The sequence below is a fragment of the Halobellus sp. EA9 genome (assembly GCF_051195055.1).
Taxonomy (GTDB): Archaea; Halobacteriota; Halobacteria; order Halobacteriales; family Haloferacaceae; genus Haloquadratum; species Haloquadratum rubicundus.
Window position 1 is genome coordinate 1 of the sequence record NZ_JBNTJW010000018.1, and the last position, 12,388, is coordinate 12,388.

9 protein-coding genes and 4 pseudogenes are annotated in these 12,388 nt (G+C 53.0%); 9 read left to right on the plus strand and 4 right to left on the minus strand.

All coding sequences use genetic code 11. The features are described from left to right. Positions 1 to 153 precede the first annotated feature (153 nt). Positions 154 to 915 (plus strand): annotated as a pseudogene (locus ACQUQ0_RS16270) (IS4 family transposase); the annotation flags it as partial. 172 nt (positions 916 to 1,087) lie between these two features. Here ACQUQ0_RS16270 and ACQUQ0_RS16275 read toward each other — a convergent pair. Continuing rightward, positions 1,088 to 2,269, minus strand: a pseudogene (locus ACQUQ0_RS16275) (ISH3 family transposase). 137 nt (positions 2,270 to 2,406) lie between these two features. On the opposite strand from ACQUQ0_RS16275, the pseudogene ACQUQ0_RS16280 reads away from it, so the two are divergent. From ACQUQ0_RS16280 to ACQUQ0_RS16300, 5 genes and pseudogenes are all read left to right on the plus strand, one after another. Further along, positions 2,407 to 2,577 (plus strand): annotated as a pseudogene (locus ACQUQ0_RS16280) (ISH3 family transposase); the annotation flags it as partial. 364 nt (positions 2,578 to 2,941) lie between these two features. Next, positions 2,942 to 4,171 (plus strand): DegT/DnrJ/EryC1/StrS family aminotransferase, encoded by a 1,230-nt coding sequence (locus ACQUQ0_RS16285; RefSeq protein WP_435186668.1) that lies wholly within the window; start codon positions 2,942 to 2,944, stop codon positions 4,169 to 4,171. After that, a complete protein-coding gene (locus ACQUQ0_RS16290; protein WP_435186670.1) occupies positions 4,168 to 5,145 on the plus strand; it encodes an NAD-dependent epimerase/dehydratase family protein in 978 nt (325 codons plus the stop codon). Before ACQUQ0_RS16285 ends, ACQUQ0_RS16290 begins: the two co-directional genes overlap by 4 nt. Continuing rightward, complete coding sequence (locus ACQUQ0_RS16295) at positions 5,130 to 6,047, plus strand: NAD-dependent epimerase/dehydratase family protein (RefSeq protein WP_435186672.1); 918 nt, start codon at positions 5,130 to 5,132, stop codon at positions 6,045 to 6,047. Before ACQUQ0_RS16290 ends, ACQUQ0_RS16295 begins: the two co-directional genes overlap by 16 nt. Further along, positions 6,031 to 7,416, plus strand: coding sequence for a nucleotide sugar dehydrogenase (locus tag ACQUQ0_RS16300; RefSeq protein ID WP_435186674.1), 1,386 nt, complete (start codon positions 6,031 to 6,033; stop codon positions 7,414 to 7,416). Before ACQUQ0_RS16295 ends, ACQUQ0_RS16300 begins: the two co-directional genes overlap by 17 nt. 4 nt (positions 7,417 to 7,420) lie before the next feature. On the opposite strand, the gene ACQUQ0_RS16305 is transcribed toward ACQUQ0_RS16300, so the two are convergent. The 3 genes and pseudogenes from ACQUQ0_RS16305 to ACQUQ0_RS16315 all read right to left on the minus strand — a co-directional run bounded on the left by ACQUQ0_RS16305 (position 7,421) and on the right by ACQUQ0_RS16315 (position 10,342). After that, positions 7,421 to 7,951 carry an NUDIX domain-containing protein gene (locus ACQUQ0_RS16305; RefSeq protein WP_435186676.1) on the minus strand — a complete coding sequence of 177 codons (531 nt, stop codon included), beginning with the start codon at positions 7,949 to 7,951 and terminating at the stop codon, positions 7,421 to 7,423. A gap of 68 nt (positions 7,952 to 8,019) precedes the next feature. After that, positions 8,020 to 9,011 (minus strand): annotated as a pseudogene (locus ACQUQ0_RS16310) (transposase). A gap of 80 nt (positions 9,012 to 9,091) precedes the next feature. Beyond that, positions 9,092 to 10,342 (minus strand): glycosyltransferase family 4 protein, encoded by a 1,251-nt coding sequence (locus tag ACQUQ0_RS16315; protein ID WP_435186680.1) that lies wholly within the window; start codon positions 10,340 to 10,342, stop codon positions 9,092 to 9,094. An 819-nt stretch (positions 10,343 to 11,161) separates the two neighbouring features. Here ACQUQ0_RS16315 and ACQUQ0_RS16320 point away from each other — a divergent pair. From ACQUQ0_RS16320 to ACQUQ0_RS16330, 3 genes are read left to right on the plus strand one after another with little or no spacing between them, the layout of a single operon-like run. Continuing rightward, positions 11,162 to 11,932, plus strand: a complete 771-nt coding sequence (locus ACQUQ0_RS16320) for an IS4 family transposase (RefSeq protein ID WP_435186682.1) — start codon at positions 11,162 to 11,164, stop codon at positions 11,930 to 11,932. A 23-nt stretch (positions 11,933 to 11,955) separates the two neighbouring features. Further along, positions 11,956 to 12,237 (plus strand): ribbon-helix-helix domain-containing protein, encoded by a 282-nt coding sequence (locus ACQUQ0_RS16325; protein ID WP_435186684.1) that lies wholly within the window; start codon positions 11,956 to 11,958, stop codon positions 12,235 to 12,237. Beyond that, complete coding sequence (locus tag ACQUQ0_RS16330) at positions 12,230 to 12,370, plus strand: hypothetical protein (protein WP_435186686.1); 141 nt, start codon at positions 12,230 to 12,232, stop codon at positions 12,368 to 12,370. Before ACQUQ0_RS16325 ends, ACQUQ0_RS16330 begins: the two co-directional genes overlap by 8 nt. Positions 12,371 to 12,388 lie beyond the last annotated feature (18 nt).

Below are 12,388 nucleotides of genomic sequence, written 5' to 3' on the forward strand. Positions count from 1 at the left end.
ATGAAGATGATCCGCTTGCTCACCTTCTTGTCATCAGTCTGTGCGAGCAAGCGATCGAGATCGTCCTCACTGAGGTGGCGGACGATCTCTTTCTCTCGTCCCGTCATTATCCTACCAACTCAAAGTACACCTAAATCTTCTGTGAACCACTACGGCGAGACCCGAACGCTCGCAGCATTCCGACGAAGCTACAACGCTACCGCTGACGAATCGTTGTCTCCCGGTGGCTACTACCAGTGATTGACGCCATCGTTGGCTGAGTACCTCCGCGACCTCGTCGAGTACGGCCTCGACGAGGTCGCTGTCCCCCACACTATGAGCGACGAGTTCGACCGATTCAGGGACGTGATGATTGCTGATGGGACGGTGTTACGTCTGCACCAGTTCCTCTCTGATGCGTTCGAAGGACGCAACGAGGAGCAGGCTGGAGCACGGCTCCACCTGCTCCATAACCCAAGCGAGCAGATGCTGGACCGGTTCAGCATCACCGACGAGAAAGCCCACGACAGCACCGAGTTCAACACGGGCCCGTGGCTTGAACATCGGTTGGTGCTGTTCGACCAGGCGTACTTCAAGTACCGGCGCTTCGCGTTGATCGATGAGAACGATGGCTACTTCGTGAGCCGGCTGAAACCCGACGCAAACCCAGTGATAACAGAGGAATTACGGGAATGGCGTGGCGACGCCATTCCATTGGAGGGCGAGCAGATCCACGACGTCACTGATGACCTCTACCGGACGTATATCGATGTAGAAGTCGAGGCTGAGTTCAAGCGAGGGAAGTACAACGGGACGCGTTCGCTGGATACGAAGCGATTCCGCGTCGTCGGCGTCCGCGATGAGGACGCCGACGACTACCACTTGTACATCACGAATCTGCCGCGTGAAGAGTTTCTCCCGGACGATGTCGGTAGTTCCCATAGTTCCTGATTGCTGACTCGATTTCTGAGGCAAAACGAACGCGACCAGAGCGACCGATTCAGTGAGTCGAACAGAGACGGCGCTCTTCCACCCAGAAGGGCGCCGTACACCTAGACAAGACGCGAAGCAGTCGCTCATTCACGGAAACCGCTGGACGCGGGCGGTCTCAGCCCGCGTCCAGCTGGCTGTAGGTCGCCGGAATACCGACACCGTCGGTCGCCACTTCCCACTTGCGGCGTAACGTTCCATCCAGAGAATGGTCGATGAACTCCCGGAACATCTCGAAGCGGAACCAAACGGGCAGTGCTCGCCCGCCGCGTCGCGGCGTGGCGAGCACGCCCCAGCGAACGATCACCCAGAGATTCCGCAACAGGAAGCTCACGAGCACGGATAACAACCGCACCGCTGGATCAGTCGTGCTCGTGCGTGCACGCGCTTCCCGCATCGTCCGGAAGGCTGTCTCGATAGCTGAGCGTTTCTGGTAGAGAGCTTCGACTTCCTTGGGCGTGCGATCGGCCAGATCGCACGCCACGTAGGCTCGTACGAGCAAGCCGTGCTTGCCTCGATTACCCTACTGATAGGAGACACAAACCGCGAACGGGAAGCGCAGTTCCCGCTCGCTCCCTTCGTACATAACGTACTCTGTCCAGTACGAGACTGTCGTGTCTAGTTTCCCAGCCATCTGTTTCCCACGGCGGATGATCGGAAGAGCGACTGGTGCAACTGCATCCAGTCGTTCGATCGACTCGCCGTCGTAGAAGCCACGGTCAGCGAGGAGTCCGACGACATCGAATGGGAGAGCCGCGACGCGGTAGAGCAGTCGCTCGACTGCGTCGATTTTGGGTTCGTCACTTCTGACGGGTGTGACTGCGACGACAAGCGGTTTCACCCGACAGAGGACGAATCCAGCAAGGTAGCGATGGCACTGAGAGGTGCCATCGCGGGGTTTCGTGTGGCAGAGTTCGCCTACCTCAGCGTGTGGACAGCCGTGGTAGTGGATATCGACGAAGTCGAGGCAGATGATCCTCGGCCCCGGCCCAAGGATCATCGCCGCCTGCTGGACGAAGAGGTCGTTGACGACGGCTTCGAGTTCGTCAGGTGGGACGGTTTGAAGCTGAGCGAGCGTGTAATCGTCGGAGTACGTTCCACGAGTGGTGTCGGTGACGGGCTTGATGGATTTCTGGTCGACAGCAGCTTGGAGGAGCGTCTGCCGGATGATCCCGCAGTCGAAGCCGCAGCCTTCGACTCCCGGGATCGGAATCCCTGAGAGGAGATCAAGCGCTAAGGTTTCAAGATCAGAGGCCGTAAGAACCGTGTCTGGATGGTAGAGGAACTTCACAACACCCATCCAGACGCTTCCTGAGAATATAACCTCATCAGTTGTGACTATCCACTGACTCGATGGGAACCACCGATGTAGCGACGATCTATCGCTGTCAGTGGGTAGTTGAGCGGTTGTTCCGTGAACTCAAGACAGAGTACGATCTGCACTACGAATACGTGGCGACGCCCCGCCGAGGCGGACGTCGCCTCTGGTGGTGGCCATACAAGGAGTTCGTGAATATGGTTCGGCGGGCTGCGTGGACGGCCCTCGCGGTGCGTCGGGCCGTCCCCGCGAATCGGCCACCTGATAATCGGTCCACCGGTAGTCACTGATCGAGCAAGCTCCCTTCAGGAGTGGCAACGCTGTCGCGTCGGCGGCTGACCGCCGCCGACAGCGACAGCTCCCTCTTCGATCAGCGTTGCTTGACCAGTAGCGACGACTCATCACAACAGAACAGGTGGCTCAGGTCAGGCTAACTGGCGATGCTTCGTGAGGTACTGATACTCGGCCAACTCTTCAGCTCGATCTGGCAAGCGGACTCCTTCAACTTACGAGCTTTGTGAGGTACTAATGTTGGGATCATACCCATCGACATATTCAAGTATATTGTGTATAAGTGGATACATATACATGAGTCAGCCACCGTCTTATGATACCGTTTTAAATGAGATCTCCGAACCCATTGAGAATTACTTTGTGGAACTGGAGGAAAGTTCAAAAGAGTTCTCCCCTGGCGAGGACACCATCTCGTTGAATGCGCCAAGTTTTGGAGCGCCAGAGGTTCTCGAAGCCCTTGAGTCGATGCTGTCAACCTGGGTAACGATGGGTGAGAAGGTAGCCAAATTCGAAGACCTGTTTGCTAATTATCTAAATGCAAGCGGCGGTGTGATGGTCAATTCAGGTTCGTCTGCTAATCTGGTGGCTCTCAAAGCATTACGGAACTCAAACGAGCGACCCAGTCTCGTAAAAGGCGACGAGGTCATTGTCCCTGCCTGTACTTGGTCGACGAGTGTAGCACCAATTCTCGACATTGGGTGTAAACCAATTCTCGTTGATTCCGACGAAACATTCAATCTTGATCCAGCAGCAGTTAAGGAGGCAATTACTTCGGACACGAAAGCTATCATGGCTGTTCATCTACTTGGAAATCCTGCTGACATCCGGTCACTTCGGGAGATCTGTGACGACCACAATCTCATTCTCTTTGAGGACTGTTGCGAGGCACATGGGGCGACACTGGATGGCCAAAAGGTAGGGACGTTTGGAGAATATGGTACCTACAGCTTTTTCTTTGCCCATCATATCAGCACAATCGAAGGGGGAATGGTGGTCTCGTCGGACAGAAACCGGGTTGAAGAGGTGAAACCAGTTCGTGCTCACGGATGGATTCGAGAAATGGAGGAAAGTGAAGAGATTGCAGCAAAGCATCCGGAATTTGATGAACGGTTTCTGTTTCTTGAATCAGGATTGAATGTACGGCCGACTGAAATTCAAGGTGCATTTGGTATCCATCAGATGGACCGTCTCGAGGAGTTCGTAGAGCAACGACGGACTAATGCGCACAAACTGACTGATGCTCTTGCACCACACGATGACGTTTTCCGATTTCAGACCGAACAGGATGGCGGCCGACATACATACTACGGATATCCACTGGTAATCCGGGAAGAAGCGCCCTTCACCCGGGCCGAATTCACAGCGTATCTCGAAGAACACGGAATCGAAACTCGGCCGATTATGGGAGGGAATCTCGCCGAACATCCGGCGTTTAATCACCTAAAGGACTACGCCGGACCGCTGGAGATGGCAAACACGATTCACAAGCAGGGTGTGTTCTTTGGAAATCATCATCAAATGCACGGGGAACACACCGATTTCATCGTTAATACGATCGAGGACTTCTTAGCGGAGGAAACACGCTCATGAAGGCGCTCGTTACCGGCGGGGCTGGCTTCGTCGGTTCGCACCTGACGAAGGAACTCGTCGCTTCGGGAAATGAAGTCACTGTCTTCGATAATGTCGACAGAGGAAACCGTGATCGGCTGGATCCAGTACTAGACAAGATAACTTTCGTTGAGGGCGATATCCGTTCAGAGGGGAAACTGAAAGATGCGAGTGATAACCCAGATGTTATCTTCCATCTCGCAGCTATCAACGGGACGAAACACTTCTACGACCGCCCGATGGACGTACTAGATGTGAATCTCGCTGGGACTCGGAACATCGTGAACCTAGCTAATGAGCAGAACGTAGATCGCGTCCTCTTCACATCTTCGTCCGAAGTCTATGGATTTCCGAGAGAATTTCCCACTCCTGAGGAACATCCACTCCAGATAATGGATAGTGAAAACCCACGATACTCGTATGCCGGGGGTAAAATAGTCGGTGAGCAGTACGTCATTCACGGCGCCACGGAAGATGGATACGATTACACAATCGTCCGACCACACAACCTGTACGGACCAGAAATGGGATATGATCACGTTATTCCCGAGTTTATAGAGCGAATCCTTAACGATGAAAAATTCACTGTCTATGGAGACGGGACACAAACACGAAGCTTTTGTTACATCTCAGACGCAATTAATGCGATCACCACCTCTGTAACTAGAACAGAGGGAGCAAACGAAATCTACAATATCGGCACACAGGACGAGATCACGATTAATGAATTGGCCAAGCATCTTTTCGATATTGCCGAAGTGAATCCTAAAATAGAGCATATCGAGTCCAAGGAATTATCAGGATCACCGAAACGACGACAGCCAGACATATCCAATGCCAAAGGTGGCTTGGATTATGACCCACAGGTGTCCCTCTCGTCGGGTCTTGAGAGGACGTTTGACGCCTATTGTAGGGATTTAATAGGGGTGACAGCCGACAAATGGCGGTCTTCGTAACAGGTGCAACAGGTCTAGTAGGAAGACATTTCGTCTCAACTGTCAGTGAGCAGATTATAGCCGGCACACGGTCGGGAACGTTACCTAGCGATATTTCAAACAATTTGAAAAATGTGAAACTGGACCTGACAGATGAACAAACAGTCGACAATATTCCATGGGAAGATGTCGAAACGGTTGTCCACCTGGGTGCGTACACCGCTCCACGAGACAGCGTTAATCAGCCGCATCAGTGTTTTAAAACAAATGCCTCCGGCACGAGTGCACTGCTAGCTGCCGCCGCCAGCTATGGGGTATCAAATTTCATAAACATATCTTCGTATTGGGTGTATGACTCAGGGGTCACCGGCGAGATCAACGAGTCTTCCCCAGTACGCGTTGAGACGCCGTACGGTGCGAGCAAAGCGGCGGCTGAACTCCAGTGTGATGCAATACGTGTCCAGTCAGAGATGGCAGTGACGACGCTACGCCCATTCAATATCTACGGACCAGGAGGCCGGGTCCATCAAGTCATTCCTGAGTTCATCAATCAAGCCGTTGAAGACGGAGTCATTGAACCACATCCCGGAAATCCCGTTCGTGATTTTCTCTATGTCGACGACTTTGTCGAAGCCATTGTGACCTGTTGCGAGAGCGACACGAGCGATGTCTATAACGTCGGTTACGGGGAAGGGACAAGTATTCATGTACTCGCAGAGACAGTCAGTGAGGAAGTTGAACGGCAAACTGGGCAGTCAGTCGAGACGCGATTTTCGGGAGACCCAGACCCGACTGATTCAAAAGTTGCAGATACCACAAAACTTAGAAACACAGTGGACTGGAAACCATCAATCCCTCTTTCGAGCGGTATCAAGAAGTTAACTACCCATTATATCAACGCAAACAATGTCGACGACACGTAACCAAATTTGCATCGTTGGCCAGGGATACGTCGGACTCACTCTCTCTGCTGTTATGGCAGAAGTGGGGTTTGATGTCCTCGGTCTCGAACAGGACGAAGAGAAGCTCGAAGGACTCCAAAATAACGAGCCACACTTCGAGGAACCGGAACTTGCGAACACTATCGCGACACAGCGCAGGTTGGGAAATCTCAGATTCGCCCGTGATACGGACGTCCCGGAAGCTGCGGACCGGTCGACGTATATCCTTGCAGTCGGCTCGCCGCTGAGAGCTGACAACCGTCCGAATGTCGATATCGTTCAATCTGCGGTCAAATCCATTGCGTCAGTTATCCAGGAAGACAACCTAGTCATTCTCCGGTCGACAATCCCACCAGGTACGGCCGAGCAGATGGTCGGTGTACTCGAGGAAGAGACTGGTCTAGAAGCGGGTGAGGACTTTCTCTTAGCACACGCCCCAGAACGTACGCTCCAGGGATCTGCACTGTCGGAACTCCGGAATCTTCCACAAATCATTGGAGGCTACAACACGCCCTCGGTAGACGCTGCGGAGGAAGTGTTCCGCGAAGTAACGGACACAATCGTCCGGGTCGGGCCACTACGTGCAGCCGAGATGGTGAAACTGATGGACAACACGTACAGGGACGTGAATATTGCCATCGGAAATGCGTTCGGAGAAATCGCTCGCGCCTACGGACTAGATGGTCAATCCCTGATTACAGCAGCAAACAAGGGATATGACCGAAACAACATCAAACAGCCAGGCGCAGGTGTCGGAGGAGGATGTCTTCCGAAGGACCCCTATCTCCTTCTAGATGAGTTTGATGAGGACGGACTCACGGCCCGCGAACTAGCGAGTGAAATGATAGTAAATGCACGGAGTCTAAACGAAGAGATGCCGAACGTGACGGTTTCAATGATCAAGGATGCTCTTACTGAATACGACGACATCCACGCTCTCGTACTTGGAGTAGCATTCAAGGGACGACCAGCAACGAACGACATCAGGCACACACCAGCGGGTCCGATAATTGAGGCACTCGATGAATTCGGGAAAATAGATGCCTTCGATCCACACGTAGAGAACGAGAAAATTGAATCTCTTGGCGCTCGGCCGGTTGAACGTACCGATGACGAAAGTCTCACGTCGCTCGTAGAACGAGCCGGTTACGACGTTCTCGTGGTTGCGAACAACAATCCACTTTTCAAAGAGCTCGACCTATTTCGGGTCCGCGAAGCGAACGACAGGGACGTGATCCTAGTTGATGGGTGGGGTATGTATTCTCCTCGGACAGTCGAACGGGTTGGCCTCCAGTACGTCGGCGTCGGGCGTAGTCCGCAATACGGCCAGCCGGACACACTATGTGAGTAACTGGCTACTCGAGATACCCCCTTTCTTTTGCTTCAAGCAGTGTTGTGAGTGTCCACCCGGTCGTCGGAGGTGTTCTCGCCAACTCCAACGCTTTCGAAGCAGGGACGAACTGCCAGTTGATGTATTCATCGTCATCGGGGTTTGGTTCGCCTCGTTCGAGATCAGTTGCTACGACGACACCCCGTTTGTACCGCATGGTTGCTGATGGGTAATACTCAGTAACGACCTCTAGCTGTCCTGCTTGCAATCCTGTTTCTTCCTCAAGTTCCCGGGCGGCTGCCTCAGCATATGACTCTCCTTCTTTCAAATCGCCCCCGGGACATTCGAGAAACATCTCCTTCAACTTCGGCCTATACTGCTCGACCATTGCTACTTGGCCATCACACAGCGCGACGATTCCAAGTCCGTTTGTCGGACGATCGACCCAATAGTATTTGGCTAAATCACCGGAGGGTTGATTAACTAGGTCATAACCCACGATAAACCAACCACAGTCATACTTCAACACTGATTCAACAATCGACCAGTCAGTCATAGGAATATATTTCGAGCGCTCTAACCGTATACTTTTTACTTATGTGTGAGGGTGTCATAGAACTCTTCTCACACCGTGATGATCGTACTTCCCGGATTGTCTCCACGTTCGTAGTTGGTGATAGCGACGACAAGGCGAAGACACAGGGCAAGAAACACCCGCGCCCGTGCGTGGACGCGGCCTCGGGCGTGCGTTCGCCCGAGGCCGCAGTCCTTCACTGATTCGTTGGTTCGTTCGACTCCAGTCCGGCGGTTATACGTCTCATCCAACGTGGACTGCTTCAGCTGAACGTCCTCGCTGTGTTGTTCGATTCGGTCTTCGACCCTGTACTCGATGTCTTTCGGGTCGTCAGTGTTTCGCGCGTTGTACGGAGCGACCGGCACGACCCCTGCGGCCAGCAGGTTGTCGTGCCAGTCGAGCGTGTTGTAGGCGCTGTCACCGACCATCCAGATTGGCTTGGCGACGGCGAGCGCGTCACGTGTGACGCGCATCGCCGTCTCCTCTGGCGCTCGCTTACTCTCGGTGAACTCGGCTGCAATCGGGATTTTTTGCCCGGTCGAGACGATCGTGCAACCGTAGCCGTAGTAGTACTCGTTGTCGGTTGGCTCGTAGCACTTCGACGCTTCTTGATCGGCGGGCATCGCCCTCACATCCGTTGAATCAATGCAGTAGGTCAAATCGAGCAGGCCGCGCGGGCGGCCTGCTCGACGAGTCGGTCAAAGACCTCGTCAACGACGTGTTCGAGGTCGGTGAGGAAGCGATCGACCGCGTCTCTCGACGGCGGTCGATCGAAGCCACAGCTCAGCCAGACAACTGTGTTCTGAAGCTCCCGCTCAACCGGCCGAATGCCGTAGATGTCGTGGTAATAGCAGTGAAGGAAGCCACGCATCATCTCTGGTGGCTCGTTCTCTCGTGTTCGCCCCGTCTTCGCCGGGGCGAACACGTCGAAGTCTTCGAGAAACTCGAAGGAGAGATGCTCAAACAACGCTAACGTCTCGGTCTCCGCGACATTGAAAAACGTCTCTACCGAAGGATCATCGTGCAGGGTCGCTGAGGCCATACCATCTCAGCATTCACCCTGCTCTTTGGTGTGGTAATCGTTCTATGACACCCTCTATGTGTTTGTTCTGTTCCACCCAATTACTGATTAGACGTGATCTGATGACAGACCTGTAAGTGTCGCGTCGCTATTTTGTTCCAGTCAAATCGTTCAACAGCAATTTCTCTACTTTTTTGCCCCATCGATTGGCGGAGGCCCGGGTCTGACAATATTTTATCAATGGCGGACGCAAGCGTCCGCTCATCGCCTGGTTTGACTAGATACCCGTTCACTCCGTCTTCAATCATCTGCGATATCCCACCAATATCAGACCCAACTAATGGTTGACCACAAGACATTGGCTCCAGCAGAGAGGTCGGACACGGATCCTGTAATGAGGGTTGGACATAAACGTCACTGGCCACATACATACTTTTTAGATCTTCGAAGGGGATATCGTTAATAATGAGTTTGAGGTTATTTGTGAGCCCATAATCTCGCCTCATTTCCCGAAGCTCCGTAAGGTACTCATCTTCGTAAAACCGACTTTTAATAACAAACAGGATGTCGTCGTTTCCCTTCTCGTTAACAAGAATGTCTGCGGCTCGAACTAAGTGGTCGAATCCCTTTCGGGGAATCAACGGGCTTGAGTAGAGAACCACCTGATTGGCAGACAAATCGTATCTCTCTCTCACCGATCTATGAGGAATTTCGGGAGTGAATGTGTCGGTATCCACGCCATAGGGAATTGCCGTTACGTTTTCTGGTTTTACTTTTTCGTGCTCTTCGACGTCGGCACGGAGTCGGTCGTTTTGAAGAATTGTCTTGCCAGCTCGCTTGATTAGATAGAGATCGGGAAGTATGTAACGAAAAGCCAGGGGGCGATCGGACTTTGGAGTGAGGCCCAGTCTGACATCAACCTCTCCGATAAGATCACGATACACCGTCTTGTTTCTAACCGATGATGACAGGGTTACGAGGATGTTAGCCACGAATGGCGAGTAAACGAAAATTGCATCGTATTCGTTTTGACGGAGATGGGCGAATATTTTGAGAGCCATCTCAGACCGATCCAAGAGGAATTTCGCCACCCCTGTCGGTGTCTGGATGAGATTTCGAGGTCGACTCGATTCGTTTCGGGAATCATCTGAACAGAAATAAAGTTTCACTCGGTGAAATGTGATATCGTCACGCTGGCTCCACCGATCGGTCCCCTCCCATTGACGTTCTAGTACCGTTACATCATGGTCTGCCCGTGCCATCTCTTTTGCCAGTTTGTAGACAATATACGGTCCGGAGCCTTCGCCTGGGAGAACTTGGTCATACTCGTCATATATATGGAGTATTTTCATAAGTGGTTGTCTGGTTCGTCCAAGTAATCTCTACTATATATATCCAAAGGAATCGCCGCTTCAAGCGACTTCTATATGAGTTCAATTCGCTCATTTGTGTGGTAACTCGATTGTTATCTGAGTGAGCTCACTGGCCCGCTAAGTAATCGATTCAAAATGATTGTCAATAGTCTGTTGTTGAAACGTTGTCTGCATTCGGATGTGTTGAATCACTAGACAGTGTTGGACGGGTCACTAAAACGGGCCATCCAAGTCGAGTGCGACCGTCGCTGAAGTAACTGAATAATTGTTAGAGAGATATCTCGTTTCGGTGCTTGACCTGCCTAATATAATCGTTTTCGTATACAATCTATCTGTGTACCCGCCTGTTCAGTCGTTTCTCCCCGCTGACTGTAGCCCCTCCCCAGCGCTGCCACTCCATAATCAGGTGTTCGGAATGTGCATCAACCGCTGGTGAGTAGCAATTAACATCACCGCTAGGCTACTGGAATAATCACGGACCGCATTTTGCTTCGGGAATGACGGGACAATCTACTGGTTTCGACGAGTGTTAGAGTAAGAATAACTGGACTTGGTAGAGATATATCTCAAGAGTCGGCGTTCCACCGAGCGGAACGCCTACGTCACGGGCATCTCCTTGCGAACGATGTTCAAGAACATTCGTGCAGGCACGCGTAGTTTCAGCCGCTGTTCAACGTCGAGACTGATCTGTACTAGCAGGTCAATAACCTACCACATATCATAGAGCATTCGTATTCGGATAAGAGGATAAATCGCAAGCCGACGGCTACCTGAACTCAGAGAACGAAGGGGAGGTGAATGAAACTCTCCCCAGATGCAGTTACGTCGCTGTTGACTTCGCTCTTCCCCTCTGGTATGATAGACGACCTCGCGCGTGAGCGCGAAGTCGTCGTCAGAGACCGCAAACTGGACGTCCAAGTGCTTGTATGGACGCTAATCGTGGGCTTCGCTGTCGGCGGCGAAGCCCGCTCAATCGGCGGGTATCGCCGTACCTACAACGGTGCGACGGGGCAAGACCTGTTCCCCTCAAGCTTCTACGACCGACTTACCCCACAACTCGAACAGTTACTACGCGACCTCCTCGACTACGCCGTCGAGGAGGTCGCTGTCCCACACACGGTTGCCCCAGCGTTCAAGCACTTCCGCGACATCATCGTCGCTGACGCCACCGTCGTGCGGTTACACCGCTTCCTGTCAGCGTTCCCTGCGACCCATCCAAACGTCTCCGGACTCAACCTCTACCTCGTTCACAGCGTCACCGCCCAGTCGGTGATCGCGTGGGCGATCACCGACGAGCGGACCCACGAGAGCACGCTGTTCAAGACAGGAAAATGGATGTGTGGACGGCTGTTCTTGCTGGATCTCGGCTTTTTCAAGTACCATCGATTCGCACGGGTTGACGAGAATGGCAGGTTCTTTGTCAGTAGGCTCAAACGAAGTTCGAATCCACGAATTGTCCGCGAGCTACGGGAATGGCGCGGGCGCGCCATTCCGTTTGAGGGCAAGAAGGTGTTCGACGTTCTGGGTGATGTCTGTCGAAGATTGAGATTCCGCCGAAACGCCCATTAGTAAAACTATCGTATTACGTCTATATGTCTGAAGCAGCTACAAACGATGATGGCGGAGACGATATTGCCACGGTGAACTTCAAAGTCACCGAGTCGTTCCTCGAACAGATAGACGACACGTGGCAGGGGCGGGGGTTCAACAGCCGGAGCGAGTTCATCCGGTACACGCTTCGGGACGCCGTCGAGTTCCCGACGTTCGACCGCGAGGAACTCGTCGCTCTGCTCGAAGCCGAAGAAGACATCCGTGAAGGTCGAACGACGAGTGCCGAGGAAGCCCACGAGCGATTCGGCACGAGCGATGAGTGACAACGGGTGGACGTGGGAACTCTCCTCGACGGCCGAAGACGGCCTTGACGGACTGTCCCCCGCCGACCAAGACCGGATACTCGATGAGCTCGATGAAATCGTCTCCTCGCCGTACCAGCGAGCCGATAAGTGAGGAGCACCTGGAGATGCC